The organism is Snodgrassella sp. W8135 (genome assembly GCF_016101225.1).
Lineage (GTDB): Bacteria > Pseudomonadota > Gammaproteobacteria > Burkholderiales > Neisseriaceae > Snodgrassella > Snodgrassella alvi.
Map to the genome: position 1 here is coordinate 106,880 of NZ_JACFQX010000001.1, position 18,067 is coordinate 124,946.

Consider the following 18,067-nt stretch of genomic DNA (forward strand, 5'->3'; position numbering starts at 1 on the left):
AGGATCAATCATGAATAAAAACCGTTATAAAATCATATTCAATAAAAAAAGAGGCATGCTGGTAGCCGTAGCAGAAAACACCACTCGCGAAGGTAAAAGCACAGCCGACCGCAGCAGCAGTAACAGCATTACCGGCAGCCTGCTGGCTAAACTGCCATTAATCACCGGCTCTATCCTGTTAGGACTGGGCTTATGCGTACTGACCGGTAACGGAGCCATAGCGGCCGACATTCACGCAGATACATCTGCACCTAAGAATCAGCAGCCCACCATATTACAAACTGCCAATGGTGTACCACAGGTAAATATTCAGACTCCAAGTAAAGGCGGCGTGTCCGTCAATCAGTACCGGCAGCTGGATGTAAATCAAAAAGGTGCTATTCTCAACAATAGCCGAAAAAGCATTCAGACACAGCAGGCTGGTTGGGTACAGGGCAATCCCTGGCTGGCCAGAGGCGAAGCCAGAGTCATCGTTAACCAGATTAATAGCAGCAATCCCAGCCGGATTAACGGCTACATCGAAGTAGCCGGTAAACGTGCCGAAGTTATCATGGCAAACCCCGCCGGAATCAATGTTAACGGAGGCGGCTTTATTAATGCTGCCGGTGTAACACTGACTACCGGCAAACCCATACTCAATAATGGTAGTCTGGATGGTTTTCAGGTACGTGAAGGCAATATCAGCATCAACGGACAGGGGCTGGATAGCCGGGGTAGTGATTACACCAATATCCTGACCAAAGCTGCTCAAATCAATGCCGGCATCTGGGCAAATAATCTCAATATTATTGCCGGCAGCAACGATATTACTTCGCAGGGAGCAATTACGCCCAGCTATCCGGCTGAGAACTCAGCCCAGAACCGGGTAGCCATAGACAGTAGCAAACTGGCCGGTATGTACGCAGGTAAAATCACACTCGTCAGCAACGACAAAGGTGTCGGCATTAATAATGCCGGTCAGATATTTGCCGGGGCAGGTGGCGTACAGATTAGTGCCGATGGCAAACTGAGTAACAGCGGCAGCATCGTTGCTGCTGATAAGAGCAGTGTCGGCGCAGATAGTGCCGCAGCCGCCATCAAAGCTGACAGTATCAGCAACAGCGGTACTGTCTCCAGCCTGGGTAAACTGCAATTACAGAGCCGGCAGCTGGACAACAGTGGTTTAATTACCAGTGCTGACGAACTGAATATCCGTAACCGGCAACAACTGGATAATCAGGGAGAAATCAACGGCGGCCGTCTGGACATCATCAGTGACAGCCTTCATAACCGTAACGGCAAAATTATCCAGAGCGGTTTGCAGGCGTTGAGTCTGGAAACAGATAAACTAAGCAACGAAAACAACGGTCTGATTGGCTATGCACCAGCAGAAAGCAGCACAGAACCAGCCCCTGACAAACCGGCTAACACCGGAGAACCGTCAGACAGTAATACCAATCCGCCAAGCAGTGCAACAGCAACAGGTCAGACCAAACCTGCGCTCAGCCAGCCTAAACAGTTTGCAGCCGGACAAATCATCAGCCGGCAGGAAATTATCAATGATAACGGGCAGATTACAGGTAACGGCGGCATCGATCTTAATGCTCATAACGGATTGAGTAACCATGCTAATCTGCATCTGAATCACCTTCAGGTAAGCGGAGATTTGCTGGATAATACTCAGGGCAAACTGATTGTCAGACAGGCACAAATCAAAACTGACCGGCTGGATAACCGGCAGGGTGAAATCAGCGGCAGCGAGCAGTTACAGTACGCAGGAAAAGTACTGGATAACCGCCATGGTCGTATCCAGTCAGCCGGACAGATAGAAATTAACAGCGCAGAAACAGATAACAGCAATAGCGGCGTAATAGCAGCCCAGAACAAATTGCAGCTTAATAGCAGCAGCTACATTGATAACAGCAATGCCGGGCAGTTGTGGAGCGGCGGTCAGACAGAGCTGGAAACAGACAGTCTGAACAACAGCAGCGGAGCGATAGACAGTAACAGCCTGAGGATAGATGCAGCAAATCTGAATAACCGGCAGGGTGCTGTCCGCAGCATAGCTGATCAGCAACTGAAGATACAAAATCAGGCAGATAATCGTGACGGACAAATTGGCAGTAATGGTCAGCTGACTATTTATGCTAAAAGCATAGAAAACAGCAATGGTAAAATCAGTGCCGGTAAACAGGCAGATATATACAGTAGTGAATTAAACAATCAGCAGGGTTCAATAGATGCAGAATCCATCCGGATTAGCAGTAATAATCTGAATAACAGACAAGGCGTTATACGTGCCAATGAAAAAATCGATGCCGTAATTAACCAGTCTCTCGTTAATCAGCAGGGGCAGATAAGCGCTCTTAAAGACATATCAATTAGCGGTAACGGCACTGATAACAGTGGCAATAATCTCCATGTGGATAATAGCGATAATGGCCGGATTATTGCCGGACAGAATCTTAGTCTGCATGCCAAAAATCTCAACAACCAAAGTACTATTGCTGCCGGGAATGATGCAGATATTGCACTGATTGATGATTTCAGCATTGATACAGATCTGAGTGCCGGTCATAACCTGAGTATCAGCAGTCAGGGAAATATCAGTAATAGCCATACCGTAACCGGCGGCAATAGCGTAATTATCAAAGCGGCGAACATCAGTAACCAGACCAATGGGATTATTCAGAGCAACAGCCATACCGAACTGAACGCAGCTGACAGCATTACTAATCGCGGCCTGCTCAATAGTAACGGTACTACACTGATACAGTCGGGCAGCAGCATCAACAACATCGGTACCGGCCGTATTTATGGTAATCATGTGGCTATCGGTACTCATAACTTGTTTAATCAGGAAGAAAACACCGGTACCGAAACCAAAGCGGCAGTGGTAGCAGCCAGAAACCGTCTGGATATTGGTGCTTCCAATATCATAAATCAAGAGCATGCTCTGTTATCCAGCGAAGGTGATATTGCTATCGGAGGCATTCTGAATGAGCAGCATCAGGCCAGCGGTATGGCAGAAAGCCTCACTAACAGCAGTGCACGGATAGAAGCGCAGGGTAATGGCAATATTGCAGTTAAACAATTGAAAAATCAAAATAACCACTTTAGCGTAGAAGAATATCTGGAGAGCAGTAAGAAAATTCATCAGTATCAGGAGAAAGGTAACCCTGAAATCTGGGTAGATGGTGTAGACGGTAAATATAAAGAAGAAAGAAAAAAAATCAGTTTTACCTTTAATGATAAAAGCAAGAAAGTATGGAAAAAATATTCAGTATCAAAACTGCACTGGTGGGATTTCAAGCGTGATATTTATAAACAGAAAGTAACTGAAACTCAGCCCGGAGAAATTATTATAGGCGGAGATTTGACCGTCAGTGGTGAACACTGGCTGAATGACAACAGCCATATTATCGTTGGTGGCACCTTGCAGAGTACAGATAATCTGAATCTGGAGAACAAAGAAACCAAAGGCCGGCAGCGAGTAGAAGAGCATGGAAAAGAGGGTGGCTATAAATATGTGAATAAAAAACTGTCAAAGGGAAAAATTAAAACGAATGGAGAAACCTCGTATAACAAAACTATCATCAGCAGCCATGAATTTGAGACTCCGGTCAGTGTAGTGCAGCAACACACCAGCACAGGAACCAATCAGGCACATGCAGAGCAGGTTCAAAACAATAACCAGCTACAGCAGCAAGATAAAGCACAGACACAGTTAAACAGTCACAACCAGAACATACAGACCCTCAGTGATTACACTACCAAACTGCCTAACAACAGCCTTTATCATATCAGTCCGGACAATAGCGGCTATCTGGTAGAAACCGATCCGGCCTTTACCAACATGAGAAAATGGCTGGGCAGTGATTATATGCTCAGCGCTCTGGGGCAGAATCCCGAGAATATGCAAAAACGGCTTGGTGACGGCTACTATGAACAGCGGCTGATTAACGAGCAGATAGCTAAACTGACCGGTTACCGTTATCTCGAAGGTTACAGCAATAATGAAGAGCAATATAAAGCACTGATGAATGCCGGTATCGCATATGCACAGAAATTTAACCTGACACCGGGAATAGACCTGAGCCCTGAGCAAATGGCACAACTGACTAGTAACATCGTGTGGATGGTCAGCCAGACCGTCACTCTGGCAGATGGCAGCCAGCAGACAGTACTTGTACCCAAAGTGTACCTGATGGTTCACAGCGGAGATGTCAATGACAACGGCAGTCTCATCAGTGCCCGCAATATTAACCTGCAAAATAGCGGTAATATAAATAATCAGGGCACCATAGCCGGTCAGAATATTACCAGTATCGGTGCACAGAATATCAGCAACAGCGGTACTATCAGTGGCAGTAAAGTTGGTCTCACTGCCAAAGAGAACATTGACTTTAATGGCGGAGTGGCCACAGGTAAAGATCTGCTTAGTCTGAAAGCCGATAAAATCAACCTCAGCAGTACTACCGTCAGCTATGGAGATGAACATAATGGCGGCACCATTATTGACCGCACCGCCGGATTATATGTCACTGGTGAAAAAGACAGTGTTCTTAGTGTGGCCGGTATACACGGTATTACCAGTCACGGTGCCGGCATTACCAATACAGCTGAGAATGGCATTACTCAGCTTAGCTCCGGAGAGGGCAGTATCGATCTTAATACAGTGACCACTGCAACCAATATGGCTTCAGGCAGCCGCAGCGATAAAAATCACTGGATAAACCGTTATCAGAATGAAATCGGTACCAGCATCAATGCCATCGGCGACATTAACATACTTTCCGGAGAGCAACTCAATATCAGGCAGGGTGACATCAACAGCCTGCAGGGTAATATCAACCTTTATGGTAAAAACGGCGTTAATATCAGCGAAGGACGCCAGCAAACTGAGATGGATCATTCTACATATATTAAATCCAGCGGGCTGTTGTCGAAAAAAACCAGTCTTGATCAGTATCAGGCCGACCATGATGAAGCTGTATCCAGTAATATTACCGGAGCTTTAATCAACATCAGCAGTGATAAAGACATCAATATCCGTGGTAGCAACGTCATCTCTGATTTCGGTACCATTATGCAGGCGGGTAACGATATCAGCATCAGCGCAGCAGAAAATCATTATGCTGATCGTCAGTATCGCAAAGATACTAAATCCGGTCTGATGGGCAGCGGCGGTATCGGCTTCACTATCGGTAAACAGAAAGAAACTGACGATACCACCAGTAAATCTCTTGTACACAGCGGCAGCAGCATCGGCAGCCTGTACGGAGATACCATTATCATTGCAGATAATCACTACAACCAGACCGGCAGCAGCGTGAGCGCACCTGCAGGCAATGTAACCATAGCGGCTAAAGATATAAATATTGCAGCTGCGCAGGATGAACATAAACGAGACAATATTCATACTTTTGAAAAGAGCGGACTCACCGTTGCTGTCAACGTACCTGTGGTGAATGCCATCCAGACTGCAAATACTGCCATTAACCGCGTAGGTAAAAGTAAAAATGACCGCGTCAATGCCATGGCTGCCTTCAATGCCGGTATGGATACCTACAAAGCAGGCGAAGCTTTGAATAAACTTGGCAGCGATCAATCAGCAGACCAAAATGTCAGTGTCAGCATAACCATCGGTCAGCAGAAGAGTCGCAGTGAAAATCACACAAAAGATACCGTGGCCTCTGCCAGCCGGATTAATGCCGGCGGAACAGTCAATTTACTGGCAACGGGCGCAGGCAAAGACTCTAATATCAACATCATCGGATCAGATGTGGCAGGCAGCAAAGGCACCCATTTACAGGCAGATAACGAAATTAACCTGCTTGCAGCCGAACAAAGCCACAGCGAGCGCAGCAGTAATAAATCCAGCGGTTGGAATGCCGGAGTGGCTATCAGCTATGGCTCTGGTGGCACATCTCTGGGTGTTACAGCCGGGGGCAATCTGGGTAAAGGCCATGGTAACGGAGACGAAACCAGCTACCGGAACAGCCATGTTGGCAGCAGCAGCGGCAGTACCAGTCTCAGCAGTGGCGGTGCTACCAACATCATAGGTGCACAGGTAATTGGTAAAGGCGTGAGTATAGATGCAGCCGAGCTGAACATAGCCAGCCTGCAGGACAAAGCTAAATATGACAGTAAACAGGAGAATATCAGCGGGCAGGTTACTGTAGGCTACGGTGCATCGGGATCGGCCAGCTACAGCAAGAGCAAAATCAAAGCCGATTATGCCGGAGTAACCGAACAAAGCGGCATCATAGCCGGAGATGACGGCTATCAGATTAAAATCAAAGGCAATACAGATCTGAAAGGAGCCATCATCACCTCTGCCAGTGCCGCAGAAGCAGCAGGTAAAAACAGCCTGGTTACCGGCAGTCTTACCAGCAGTGACATCAAAAATCACAGCGATTACAGTGGTAGCAGTATTGGAATAGGTGCCAGTGGTAACTATCACGGAGGCTGGGATAATTCCAGCATAAACAACCAAACAGGCGAGAGTGTCAGCAACGTCAAAGGAACGGTTGGCTATGGTAGTGACAGTGGTCATACCAGTAGTATTACCCACAGTGGTATTAATACCGGCAATATCATCATCACTGATGAAGTAGTGCAGCAGCAGAAAACCGGCAAAACCGTAGCAGAAACCATAGCAGCCATCCATACTGATATCAGCAGCGAAGATTATGCTGATAAGGCCGGATATCTGCATAATAACTTTGATAAAGATAAGGTACAGAAAGAGCTGGATTTACAGCGTGAAATCAGTCAGGAATTCAGCGATAACATGCAGACAGCCTCTGCCATAATAAACAGTAAAAAAGATGCCCTCAAAGAAAAACTGAAAAATACAGCACTGAGTCCGGAAGAACGTGAAAAATATGAAAAAGAACTGTCGCAGTGGAATGCCGGCGGATTACTGTTAAATGCGATAGGAGCAGGCCTGTCCGCCCCGACTAACAGCATAGGAGGGATAGTGGCAGCCACAGCCAGCCCGATAGTTTCATATCAGATAGGGCAGTACTTTAAAGGAAAAGATGCAGAAGGCAGCACTGCGCATCTGGTGGCGCACGCAGTAGTAGGAGCAGCAGTAGCGGCAGCAGGAGGAAATAATGCACTGGCTGGCGGACTGGCTGCGGCAGGAACAGAAGCTCTGGCGCCGGTAGTATCGAAATGGCTGTATGGCAAGGAATCAAAAGATTTAACTGCAGATGAAAAAGCCACGGTTTCATCAATCATAGGGTTGGCTGGAGCAGCAACAGGAGCGGCAGTAGGCGGCAGCATGGCTGATGTGGCACAGGGGAATCAGGCCGGGCATACGGCGGTTGATAATAATGCACTTCGTAACAGTAAGGGGGAAAGTAAACTTAACACTCAGGAAAAAATATTAAATGAAAAACTGAAAAAAGCAGGTGTACAAAGTGCGGATGATTATCAAAGAAAATATGATGCATGCAAAACAGATCAGTGCAGGATTCAGGTTGAAAAAGAATATTTAAAGGCCTCTGATGAAGCAAATAAAATCATATTGAATTTGTATATGACAGGACAAATAACAGAAGAAGAATCCAAAATATTATTGACAAGCTATGCTAATAAAATGATGAGGGGGGCTGGAGAAAGTCAGCGTAGGTTTGGTTCACGCATATTTGATTTAAATGCAAATGAATGGATACCAGCGAGCGTAATTGGCAATGCAGATTTCAACCAAATTACAATGTTAAATCTAGTCAAAAAAATGAAACGCTCTGGAGCTTCTGACGAACAGATAGCCATAAGAGTATTCCAATATCAAATTGCTGGGAGCTACATAGGGTCAGTTAGTATAATGCAACAGCAAGTTGATACATTACTCAACTCAGGAGTTAGTGTTGAAACAGTTATACGTGCACTGAGCATGAAAAAAGGAAGGAGACTAACCAATGACGAAATAGGTTTGATAAAAAATAGATATTCTGTAATGATGCAAAAGCAGGGTTCTAAAGCAAAAGCTGGAAAGGGGACGAGTGGAGCGGGACAAGCTGGAAATGCTGCTTCTGAGTTACCCGCTTTACCACCGGGTAAACAAGGTTCGGTAATTAGAAATGAGCTTCTTGATCATGAGTACAAACAAGCCTTAGATATTGTTGGGTACAAAGGTGGAACGTTTAAAGGAGCTACTGAGAAAAGCCAAGCTGGTATTGATGGTTGGTTAAATGGGGTTCCTGTGCAATTAAAAGAAGTTCAGGGTCAAAGTATCCACTCAATACGAAAGAATATTGTTGGCGGGGCAAATGATATGGCAAAAGCAGGCTATAAAGGTGATTTATATATAGATGCCTCTAAAACAGGTGTCAGTATGAATGAAATGATCAATCACTTTAAACCCGGTTCTCCAGTATCCAACATTACTAAAGAAGGTACGGTAAATAATATATATATCAAAACTCAGGACGGTTGGTTAAATGTCACCGGTGGTTCAATTACAAAGGGAGGGAGTAAGTAATGGCCAATGAATTTATGTTCCCAATTAAAGAAACACCTTCTTTTGAAGAATTATTGGATATTATAGTTGATGGTTTTAAGGTATATTCGTTACCAATAAGGCAGTTATCTGTCGGACTATCTGCAAGCAAAGGTATTGATCTATCAGATAAATTTGTAAATATACAAGACCATCAGTATGGATATTTTTGTTGGATAACTTTTCATTATTTTCAACCTGAATTTAGAGATGAAGCTGAAATCGATTTGCCTATTATGGTGGGTATAAAAACCCGAGGAGAAAATGAATTAAAATTTTCTGTAGTAATAGGGTATATATTAGCCAAAGCACTCGAGGCCAGAGTAATTTATGACGATGCTTATCTAGTACAGCGAAAAGAAGTCTATCCTGTAGATGAATTAAAGCCCTTTGTTGAACAATACATAAAAGAGCTCTATCCAGTAGATGAGTAATGAAGATCCCCGCCTAAGCCGCGGGGATCTTTTATTATTTTTTAGATCTGTATCGCAAGTTCAATAATCAGCTTGTTCTGCTCAACTTTAATGACCACGGGCAGCCCGGCATAAAAGCCTATCTGCTCCAGCCAGCGCCCCTTAATGGTCAGTTGCGGTCTGGGGTTAGGTTGCCCGCCATTAGGGCTGTAGCCAACCGTTAAGCTGCGCTTCGGTCGGGGTTTTACCGTTCGGGTTTTGGTAATGCTGGAAAGGGGACGATAAATCAACAATATCTGGAAGAAATGTCTAAGAATGGCGTTAAATTCTCACCTGAAAATATTTTGAAAGTTGAAAAATTAGCTGATGGTAAAATAGTTTTTCTTGAGACAGGTAATTCATCGGCAGGGCTCCAACATATTGTAGAACGTCATGCCAGTGATTTTGCAAAAATAGGGGTTTCAGAATCACAAATACCTAATGTAGTTATAGACACTGTATCCAAAGGAAAGATTATTGGTTATCAAGGAAAAGGAACAGGACGACCAATTTATGAAATTACGATTAATGGACAAAAACAAAGAATAGCTGTTACAACTGGAAGTAATGGTTTTATTGTTGGAGCAAATCCTGCGGGGAGTAAGTAAATGAAGAAAATAAAATTAATGGCTGATTATGAATGTTATCCATTGTGGATTGATTCGGATAATGAAGTTGGAAATATTGATCCTGATTCCTTACTAATCAGTGATTCTCTCAAAAATGAGTTAAATAAGTGGTCAGATGACTATGATAAAACGTTGAATTCAGATAACCCGTTAGAATCTGGATTTAAAACTATTAATGAAGAAATAGCCTTTAAAGAAAAAGGGAAATGTTTACAAGAAAAATTACAAATAGAATTAGGTAATAATTACGACGTAATATATCAATCCTAGCAACTAGATCCCTTTACATTACTGGGATCTAATATTTTCCTAGAATGTACAAGAAATAAACATGAGTTTCAGTTTCAAAACTGGGTGTGTAGCTTGTCTGGGTTACTGAGGAAGATATAAGAAAATAATATGTTATTAATGATATCCGTCATCTTTTTGCTAAGTATGATTTTTTTAATTAAAAATCCCATATTGAATCAGTTAGTAATTTGCTCTACATTAAACCTCTTGAACAAACCCATTCAGACGAAGGGCGATATATCTACTTCTGACGATGGTCTTACTCATGTGGGCAGAGAGTTAGCCGTAGCAGGAGACAAAATAATACGTATGGGTGACAGTAGTTATAATTTCCACCATAAGATATGTTTGTCTCAATACATCAACCATCAACAAAGTGGTCAGAGTATCACCGCATAGGTCAGATTAACCAGTTTTCAGGAAATCGAATGCTGGAAAGGGAACGGCGGGACCTACACAGGTTGCAAGGGAAGGGATTGGAGTGCCAGTAACTCAATCTAAAAATCCACTTAGTCCAGTACAACAATATGATGCTTATGGAAATGAAATTGTTTATAGAACTATGTCACCAGAACAGTTTAAGCAATTTGAGCGAACAGGTATAATGCCAGCAACGACTGAAACTTCTGTTTCACCAGTATTAAAATATTCATCAAAGTATAACGGCATTACGGTTAAAATAGTAGTTAAACCAGGGACGTTTTCTCAGCTTGAAAAAATTGGGATTTCAGCAAACAAACCAGCAAGTACACAATTCCCTAATATGTCTACTCAAACAGGAAAATGGATGAATACGAATACTCGATTCAAAGTGGAAGGAGGGCAAATGACAACCCAACTTGGGCAAGGTAAAGGCATAGAGATTTTTAATAAAAATATTGTCCATTTTGAAAAAGTAAAATAAAAGGTAAGAAATATGTTATTAAAGTTAGAAAATTCAAAAGTTCCTATGAAATTAGTTTATCTTTTATCTGAAGAGTTAAAAGATAATCCTGAGCAAATTGTAATGACACAGTCACTCACGCTCGATAAGTCGAGACCAAATATGGGTTTAAAAGGTACAAATGGCCTTTTTGGTTCTAAAGAATGGTGGAATAGTATTAAACAAGGAAAAATGCCTTTACTGCACGTGTCGGGAGTAATAACTAGAACCTATGTGGCAGGTCAAGATCCTTCTTCTGTAGATAATGCTTTTAGTTTACTATTAGATGATGGTTCCGAAGTTGAAGAAAGCATTTATAACTATATTAATTACAAGGATAAAAAGCTTTTTCAAAAAGGGGCTAAAGTTGAAATTATTTACGCATATGATGAACTGAAACGGCGAAATCATAATGGCGAAAAAGCTTACTTAGATATAGTATTAGAAATGGCTGTTTCATTAGAGCCCGTTGAATAAGTATCAATCCCCACCTAATTTGTGTGAGGATCTTTTATTGTTTTTTAAAACTTGCTTGTTAGTTTAATAATAAGTTTATTTTGCTTAACTTTAATGATAACTGTACAACCAACATAAAAGCCTATCTGCTCCAGCCAGCGCCCCTTGATGGTCAGTTGTGGTCTGGGGTTGCGATTTCGCCTTGTGGCACATAACCGACGGTATAAAATCACTCAGTGGGTTGTAGTGCAGGTGCTTTTCCTGTGGTTAATTTTAGCTTAGAATGTGTCTTAGCCATAGTTAACTCCTCGATAGTTAGTTGTGGTTAGCAGTGTTAAGGTGTTCGAGCACCTTAATGCTGCGCTATTGTTTACTGCATTAGCTTTTACTTCTTCTTTAGCTGCCCTGTTTTAACCAATCAACTGCTTAAGCCTGATGCTTTAAAATCATGGCGTCTAAAATCTCTTTTACTGACTTCTGCTCGTCAGCGGTCATCTGTTTAACCGCCTCAAACTTAAGCTTAAGCTCGTCCTGTAGCTCCCGTTCACCTTCCTCAAATATCAGCCAGTCGGTGGTCACATTAAAGGTGGTGGCAATCTTCTTTAAGATATCTAAAGAGGGTTGGGCTTCGCCGGCTTCATAGCGGCGAACCTGAGTTAAATGTATACCGACCTTATCGGCCATCTGTGGCTGCGTCAGCTTATGCTGTTTAGGCAGCCATAAGGGTTTTTCAATATGAAATTGCTGAAAGCTACATAGGATAAGTTAATATAATACAACAGCAAGTTGATGCATTACTCAACTAAGGAGTCAGTGTTGAAACAGTTATACATGCACTGAGCATGAAAAAAAGAAGGAATCTAACCAATAACGAAATAGGTTTGATAAAAAATAGATATTATGTAATACAGCAAAAACAGCATCCTAAAGCAAAAGCTGCTAAATCAAATACTGAAAAGGGGATGACGAGTGCTCAAGGACTTATCGGTAAGGATTTTGAAAATTATTTGCATCAAACTTTAGGTGGTAAAGGTAGCTTTAAAAATCAAGGACGATAGTTTGGTGGCGCTTATGGTCCAAATAATTCAATCTGGTATGAAGCTAAATCAGGGCGCTATTGGCAAGATCGTGCTCAGGCAGGTAGTAAAGGATTTGAAAAATTTAAATCCGATGTGGGATCTCATGCGAGAATTGCCAAGCAAAATGGTGCGTCTTTTGAAGTGCATTCTAATACACCTATCCCTCAGCATGTTAAAGACTGGTTAACATCAAAGAACATACCTTTTAAGGAATATTAATATGGGAATGCAAGTCAGCATAGATATAAATTTTGCACAAGAATATTCTCCTAAAGAGATATTAAAGTGCCTGATAAATAGTGGCTGGAATATTTATTATCAAAATATGGTTACTTATCTATCGTCAAATGATATCGAAGATTATGACTGGTTGAATACAGACATGAATCTGTTCAATTTAGACGAGTTTATAAACTCTCATAATATTATGGATAAAGTCGGTATAGTGATGGTTTATGATAATGAATCAGGGGGTAATTTATTAATTTACCCTAACTATTTATCTATGTCACTGTCAATAAATCGTCAGTATTTATCTGGGGAAGATATTCCAGATTTTAATTGGTATCTAAAAAAAATGAGTGTTTTTTTGAGAAATATAAAACTATCTAGCATACAGTGTGAAACCATCTACTAATGAATAATCCACACCTCACCTGTGGGGATTTTGTTTTACCTTTTATCTCAGCCCATCAATCCTGATAATCAGCAATCCTTGCTGTGCATCAATGATGACTGGCTGACCGGTGGTAAAGCAGGAAAGGGAATGAATGGTAATTCTCTGAATGGAATTTTTGGCAAAACTACCCCAAAAAGACTATTTACGGTAAGCAATATGCGTCGATTGGAACAAGCCAAGTGCGGGAGAGAAAGCGACAATTATTAATAAACCAAAGGAATAGAAAATGAATAAGATTAAATGGATAACTCAGGCGATAGCGCAGCCTTGTGAAGTACAGAAAAGTTTATTTCCTGATTTTGTGAACGTTGCGGACGAGCTGGCTGTTGAGTGGGAAATGGCTTTAGATGAATTAAACGATCCTTTGGTCGCATCTTCTTTCACGTCTGAGCAAAAATTGGCAATTAAACAGTTAGATGATTATATGTTATCTATAAGTGGAGCACCTAACATCCAATACTGGAACAACGATGCGCTTTGTCAATGTGCTGAGTGGAAAAATATGAGAGAAATGGCTATGGCGATATTACTCATCATGGGATGGGAAATTACCGTACCGGCAAAACCTGTTGCTCTATATATCAATCACAGTTAAATATAAGATCCTAGCCTGTTGTATAGCAATCCCCGCCTTAACTCGCGAGGATATTGTTTTACCTCTTAGCTCAGCCCTTCAATCCTGATAATAAACAGCCCATGTTGCGCATCGATGATGAATGACTGACCAGTGGTAAAGCCAAAGGCTTCTAGCCAGCAGCCTTTAATAGGTAGTTGCGGTCTGGTGTTGGGGCCTATGGCTTGGGGTGTTAACCAATGGTGTAAAATCGTTCGGTGGGTTGCAGTGCCTTAGCCATAGTTAACTCCTGTAAGGTTAGTTTTGGTTAGCAGTGGTAGCAGGTTGCCGCCTGTTACTGCTGCGTTACTTGCTTAATACGTCAAATAAGAGAGGATACTAATGAATAAATTGGATAAAGTTATTAATCAGTTAAAAGAGTTATCAAATGGAGAGGTAATAAATGTCCCTCTTCCTGATGATAACTTGCTTGATGATTATGAAAAAAATATTAATTTCAGCTTTTCAACTGAATATAGAAAGCTTCTCAAAGAAGCCAGTAATATTTTCTACGGTACAATAGAATTATTACTAGTAACAAGAGATAAAAAATATCCATCTGAATTATCGACAGTGCTTAATGAAGCTAGGGAGCAAGGTCTACCAGAAGACTGGTTACCAATATGTGAAGATAATGGAAGTTATTATTGTTTAACACCAAATGATACAGTACGATATTGGACGTTAGATGGCTATAGTAATGATACTTGGGAAGATCTTTCAGATTGGGTTGAACAAGTATGGATTAATGAAAATTAAATATCGCAAACAAGCCCAAAATAAATATGAAGTCTGGAATTTTTTATTCTGACAGGTTGATCAATTTTGAAAACCTAAGATCCCAATTTTGAACTGGGATTTTATTTTCACTTTCTAGTCTTGCCCCTCAATCCTAATAATAAACAGCCCATGTTGCGCATCGATGATGACTGGCTGACCGATGGTAAAGCCAAAGGCTTCTAGCCAGCAGCCTTTAATAGGTAGTTGCGGTCTGGGGTTGGATCCTATGGCTTGGGGTGTTAACCAATGGTGTAAAATCGTTCGGTGGGTTGCAGTGCCTTAGCCATAGTTAACTCCTGTGAAGTTAGTTGTGGTTAGCAGTGGTAGCAGGTTGCCGCCTATTATTGCTGCTTACTTATTGTTTTATTATTCTTATTTAGTCAGTAATTTAGTCTGATTCTTGGTTAAAAGGCATCTAAAAATCTCTTAATCACGGTTTGTTTTCTTCTGGTAGCTTCTCAATCTTTTGAAATAGGTTTAAAAACTCATGGTCTTTTAATCTTGACTTGGTAGCTTGGTCTTGTGCGTCTTCCAGTATCTAATGCTAGAAAGGGGACGAAGCTTGAAATAGATCCAAAAAAAATTTGATTATCTTTATGGCAAAGTAAATAGCGGAGATCATAATACTGCTCGTTCAACTCAATTATCCCAAATGATGAAACGGCTTGGGCTACAGACTAATGAATCCGGTACAGCTATTTTAATTGAACACTTTAATAAAACAGTAAATACAAGAGGTAATGTTATTAATAATTACAAAAAAAATTCTCAGTGTTTTGAAGTTAGAGAATCTTTCTTAATGGGTCCATCAGGTAAAGGCGCTGTAATACAAACGTCATTTAAAATTATGCTAGATGGTTCGCGTAGATTTGTAACAACAATTCCAAAAGAAGGAAAAAAATAAATGTTTATTCAATCTTTTCCAGATGAAATAGATTTGTTAGCTTTTTTTGAGGGAGAACCTATTTTTCAGAATACAGAGGATTTACACTTTGCATACAAATATACTGATAAAAATGAAATGTCTATACTTTTTTCGTTTAGTGCAACTGGAGGTTGGATACAAACAATTATAGAGTTTAAACAGAAAAAAATAGCGCACAATCTAATGGAAGGTGTGGGATACTTTAAGATAGAAAAAGATGTTGATGGTGAGTACCTAACGACTGAAGTTGTACTAGAGGATACAAGAACAAAGGTTGAAATAAGATTACAACCTTTTATTTCTACTGAATTTTCAACATTAATAAGATGATTAATTGATCTGTCTTTGATTTAATCATGGGATTGATATTATCAAGGACAGATCTATATTACTTTATTTTAGATAGGCTTCTCAATCCTGATAATCAACAGCCCCTGTTGCGCATCTATGATGAATGGCTGAGCGGTGGTAAAGTTGGAAAGGGAATGAATGGTAATTCTCTGGAATGGAATTCTTGGCAAAACTACCCCAAAAAGACTATTGATGGTAAGCAATATGTGTCGATTGGAAACAGATTATATTCACAACATGCGGTTGATAGGATGCAACCATCATGGTTAGGATTCCCTGCCGGTACAGTTGGAGCTGGTCGTTACATTTCTCCTAATATTGTAGAGCACACTATACAAACTGGAACAAAAACCAGTTCAATGGTTAATGGTGTAAAAAGGACTGTATATTGGAGTGGTGATGTAGGTGTTGTTACCGAAAGGAATAGTAAAATTGTAGTGACCATTCTCAGAAGGAGTGAAAAGTGATGAATTGGATATATCCAGATGTTATTAATAATCTTAAAAAAAAATGTGATTCTTATTTAAATAAAAAAATTAGTTTGGATGAAATACAATCTAGTATTTATGAAGCTGAGCATCAGATACTGGCATTAGAAGAAAAATGGTTAAGAGAATTGCTATTTGATGCAGAAAATCAAATTGAATTAAATCGTTATACGATAGATAGTGAAAAGTTAGAACAATCTGTTGAACCTATTATCAAAAATATAATGACTAAAATATCATAATAAGAATGATTCCTACTTAACTATTAGAGATTCTAATTATTATCTTTCAGACTTATATAGCAAGTTGAATAAATAATTTACCTTACTCTATTGTTATGATTATGAGCTTACTCCAGAGTCTGTAAAATTAACAAGCCAAGAACAGTTAAGAAGTTTTCAGTCAGCTGTAAATAACGCTACTAAAAATAATATTCCTTATAATGATAGAGTTACTGTCAATGGGTGGCAATTGGAGTTTAAACCACCTAGATCAGTGGTGAGTTACCAACAATTACCCATGTACGATATATGATAGCGTACTAATGGATATCTTAATTAATAATCCAATAAAATTTCTATAGACACAATTGAAATAGATGAGCATTTGCCTTCATTAAAATTGTATATTTCGATTGATATTGAAAAAAGTGGTTTCGAGCTAAAAAATGTGTCAGAAGCTTGGTTTGAATGTAATGTTTTTGATTCTTTCATTAAAGACCTACAATTATCTAAATTCGCAGTATTTAAGGATATGAATGATAATTTCAAACTAGAAATAGACATTAAAAAGAATAAGATGTGTTGGATTTCTCTTAAAAAAGACATTAATGAAAATATATCTAAATCTGAAGGCTACGAAAGGATCGATTTAGACGATAGGGATAATATATTAAATGCTTTTATAGCGTATCCAAAATGGTGGTGATCAATAATCCCCGCCTAATTAGTGGGGATTATTTTTATCGCTGGAAAGAGGATGAGTGGAGCGGGACAAGCTGGAAATGCTGCTTCTGAGTTATCCGCTTTACTACCAGATAAACAAGGTTCCGTTATTAAAAATGCACTTGAGCCACATGAATATCAACAAACATCAGATATGGTGAAATATAAAGGTGGTACTTTTAAAGGAGCAGAAAAAGCAAACAATCCTAGTATTGATGGTTGGCTTGATGGGGTTCCTGTTCAATTGAAAGAAGTTCAAGGGTAAAGCATTCATGCGGTCCGACGAAACATTACTGATGGTGCTAAGGATATGGCCAAGCAAGGATATAAAGGTGATTTATATATAGATGCTTCTAAAACAGGTGTGAGTATGAATGAAATAATTAATCATTTTAAACCAGGATCACCTGTATGCAATATTACAAAAGAAGGTACTGTAAGTAATATTTATATTAAAACTCAAGATGGTTAGTTAAATGTAACTGGCAGCTCAATATCAAAAGGCGGAAGTAAATAATGACTAATGAAATCATGTTTCCAATTAAAGAAACTTCTTCTTTCGATAAAATAGTTAAAGGATTAGTTAGTAATCTGAAAGAGCTATTAATTGATACAAGAATGATTTCTATTGGGGTTTTAAATAATAGTGATTTAGATTTATCTCATGGTTTTATAATTATTCAGGATCATAGTAACGATAATGTATGCTGGAGTAATTTTTCTTACTTTGAACCAGAAGTTAGAGATGAGTCAGAAGCTGATTTACCAATTATGTCAGGAGTAATCTATCGTGGAGAGAAAAACCGAAAATTTTCAGTATTGGTTACTTACATACTAGCTAAGATTCTTGAAGCCAGAGTAATTTATGACGATGCTTATCTAGTACAGCGAAAAGAAATCTATCTTGTGGAGGAGTTAAAGCCTTTTGTTGAATAATATATTAAAGAGCTTTATCCGGTAGATGAGT

At 40.2% G+C, this 18,067-nt stretch carries 23 protein-coding genes; 18 read left to right on the plus strand and 5 right to left on the minus strand.

Annotation, left to right across the window (positions count from 1 at the left end):
• Positions 1-10: 10 nt before the first annotated feature.
• Positions 11-8,473: a hemagglutinin repeat-containing protein gene (locus tag H3T75_RS00435; protein ID WP_198210745.1), complete on the plus strand. Its 8,463-nt coding sequence runs from the start codon at positions 11-13 to the stop codon at positions 8,471-8,473.
• Positions 8,473-8,925: a hypothetical protein gene (locus H3T75_RS00440; protein ID WP_078474266.1), complete on the plus strand. Its 453-nt coding sequence runs from the start codon at positions 8,473-8,475 to the stop codon at positions 8,923-8,925. Before H3T75_RS00435 ends, H3T75_RS00440 begins: the two co-directional genes overlap by 1 nt.
• A 41-nt stretch (positions 8,926-8,966) precedes the next feature.
• Here the strand turns inward: H3T75_RS00440 and H3T75_RS00445 are convergent, their stop codons facing one another.
• Positions 8,967-9,194, minus strand: a complete 228-nt coding sequence (locus tag H3T75_RS00445) for a SymE family type I addiction module toxin (RefSeq protein WP_180214751.1) — start codon at positions 9,192-9,194, stop codon at positions 8,967-8,969.
• A gap of 15 nt (positions 9,195-9,209) precedes the next feature.
• Between H3T75_RS00445 and H3T75_RS00450 the strand changes: the two genes are divergently transcribed.
• The 4 genes from H3T75_RS00450 to H3T75_RS00465 all read left to right on the plus strand — a co-directional run bounded on the left by H3T75_RS00450 (position 9,210) and on the right by H3T75_RS00465 (position 11,262).
• Complete coding sequence (locus H3T75_RS00450; protein ID WP_034884696.1) at positions 9,210-9,551, plus strand: hypothetical protein; 342 nt, start codon at positions 9,210-9,212, stop codon at positions 9,549-9,551.
• Positions 9,552-9,842, plus strand: coding sequence for a hypothetical protein (locus tag H3T75_RS00455; protein WP_025331481.1), 291 nt, complete (start codon positions 9,552-9,554; stop codon positions 9,840-9,842).
• Between the two features lie 502 nt (positions 9,843-10,344).
• Positions 10,345-10,767: a hypothetical protein gene (locus H3T75_RS00460; RefSeq protein ID WP_198210746.1), complete on the plus strand. Its 423-nt coding sequence runs from the start codon at positions 10,345-10,347 to the stop codon at positions 10,765-10,767.
• Between the two features lie 12 nt (positions 10,768-10,779).
• Entirely contained in the window at positions 10,780-11,262 is a 483-nt protein-coding gene (locus tag H3T75_RS00465) for a hypothetical protein (protein ID WP_034884800.1), read from the plus strand.
• A 44-nt stretch (positions 11,263-11,306) separates the two neighbouring features.
• Here H3T75_RS00465 and H3T75_RS11005 read toward each other — a convergent pair whose 3' ends face one another.
• Both H3T75_RS11005 and H3T75_RS00475 read right to left on the minus strand, forming a co-directional pair.
• Positions 11,307-11,474 (minus strand): SymE family type I addiction module toxin, encoded by a 168-nt coding sequence (locus H3T75_RS11005; protein ID WP_198210747.1) that lies wholly within the window; start codon positions 11,472-11,474, stop codon positions 11,307-11,309.
• A gap of 193 nt (positions 11,475-11,667) precedes the next feature.
• Positions 11,668-12,003: a helix-turn-helix domain-containing protein gene (locus H3T75_RS00475; protein ID WP_370570135.1), complete on the minus strand. Its 336-nt coding sequence runs from the start codon at positions 12,001-12,003 to the stop codon at positions 11,668-11,670.
• Between the two features lie 80 nt (positions 12,004-12,083).
• Between H3T75_RS00475 and H3T75_RS00480 the strand changes: the two genes are divergently transcribed.
• The 3 genes from H3T75_RS00480 to H3T75_RS00490 all read left to right on the plus strand — a co-directional run bounded on the left by H3T75_RS00480 (position 12,084) and on the right by H3T75_RS00490 (position 13,594).
• Positions 12,084-12,299, plus strand: a complete 216-nt coding sequence (locus H3T75_RS00480; RefSeq protein ID WP_037474624.1) for a hypothetical protein — start codon at positions 12,084-12,086, stop codon at positions 12,297-12,299.
• 241 nt (positions 12,300-12,540) lie between these two features.
• A complete protein-coding gene (locus tag H3T75_RS00485; protein WP_078474262.1) occupies positions 12,541-12,957 on the plus strand; it encodes a hypothetical protein in 417 nt (138 codons plus the stop codon).
• Positions 12,958-13,225: 268 nt separating this feature from the next.
• Complete coding sequence (locus H3T75_RS00490; RefSeq protein WP_025331488.1) at positions 13,226-13,594, plus strand: hypothetical protein; 369 nt, start codon at positions 13,226-13,228, stop codon at positions 13,592-13,594.
• A 65-nt stretch (positions 13,595-13,659) separates the two neighbouring features.
• On the opposite strand, the gene H3T75_RS11010 is transcribed toward H3T75_RS00490, so the two are convergent.
• Positions 13,660-13,824, minus strand: coding sequence for a SymE family type I addiction module toxin (locus H3T75_RS11010; RefSeq protein WP_078474275.1), 165 nt, complete (start codon positions 13,822-13,824; stop codon positions 13,660-13,662).
• 130 nt (positions 13,825-13,954) lie between these two features.
• Between H3T75_RS11010 and H3T75_RS00500 the strand changes: the two genes are divergently transcribed.
• Positions 13,955-14,371: an SMI1/KNR4 family protein gene (locus H3T75_RS00500; RefSeq protein WP_078474261.1), complete on the plus strand. Its 417-nt coding sequence runs from the start codon at positions 13,955-13,957 to the stop codon at positions 14,369-14,371.
• A 114-nt stretch (positions 14,372-14,485) separates the two neighbouring features.
• Here the strand turns inward: H3T75_RS00500 and H3T75_RS11015 are convergent, their stop codons facing one another.
• Positions 14,486-14,650: a SymE family type I addiction module toxin gene (locus tag H3T75_RS11015; protein WP_078474274.1), complete on the minus strand. Its 165-nt coding sequence runs from the start codon at positions 14,648-14,650 to the stop codon at positions 14,486-14,488.
• 394 nt (positions 14,651-15,044) lie between these two features.
• Between H3T75_RS11015 and H3T75_RS00510 the strand changes: the two genes are divergently transcribed.
• The 8 genes from H3T75_RS00510 (at position 15,045) to H3T75_RS00545 (ending at position 18,036) form a co-directional block, all read left to right on the plus strand.
• Complete coding sequence (locus H3T75_RS00510) at positions 15,045-15,296, plus strand: hypothetical protein (protein WP_198210749.1); 252 nt, start codon at positions 15,045-15,047, stop codon at positions 15,294-15,296.
• Positions 15,297-15,647: a hypothetical protein gene (locus H3T75_RS00515; protein WP_198210750.1), complete on the plus strand. Its 351-nt coding sequence runs from the start codon at positions 15,297-15,299 to the stop codon at positions 15,645-15,647.
• A 26-nt stretch (positions 15,648-15,673) separates the two neighbouring features.
• Positions 15,674-16,135: a hypothetical protein gene (locus H3T75_RS00520; RefSeq protein ID WP_198210751.1), complete on the plus strand. Its 462-nt coding sequence runs from the start codon at positions 15,674-15,676 to the stop codon at positions 16,133-16,135.
• Positions 16,135-16,398 carry a hypothetical protein gene (locus H3T75_RS00525; RefSeq protein ID WP_025331484.1) on the plus strand — a complete coding sequence of 88 codons (264 nt, stop codon included), beginning with the start codon at positions 16,135-16,137 and terminating at the stop codon, positions 16,396-16,398. The genes H3T75_RS00520 and H3T75_RS00525 overlap by 1 nt, the downstream gene beginning before the upstream one ends.
• Before the next feature lie 364 nt (positions 16,399-16,762).
• Positions 16,763-17,083, plus strand: coding sequence for a hypothetical protein (locus H3T75_RS00530; protein WP_198210752.1), 321 nt, complete (start codon positions 16,763-16,765; stop codon positions 17,081-17,083).
• Between the two features lie 51 nt (positions 17,084-17,134).
• Positions 17,135-17,365 (plus strand): hypothetical protein, encoded by a 231-nt coding sequence (locus tag H3T75_RS00535; RefSeq protein WP_078474256.1) that lies wholly within the window; start codon positions 17,135-17,137, stop codon positions 17,363-17,365.
• A 45-nt stretch (positions 17,366-17,410) separates the two neighbouring features.
• Complete coding sequence (locus H3T75_RS00540; protein ID WP_172397377.1) at positions 17,411-17,572, plus strand: hypothetical protein; 162 nt, start codon at positions 17,411-17,413, stop codon at positions 17,570-17,572.
• Between the two features lie 44 nt (positions 17,573-17,616).
• Positions 17,617-18,036, plus strand: coding sequence for a hypothetical protein (locus H3T75_RS00545; protein ID WP_198210753.1), 420 nt, complete (start codon positions 17,617-17,619; stop codon positions 18,034-18,036).
• The last annotated feature ends 31 nt before the right edge of the window (positions 18,037-18,067 follow it).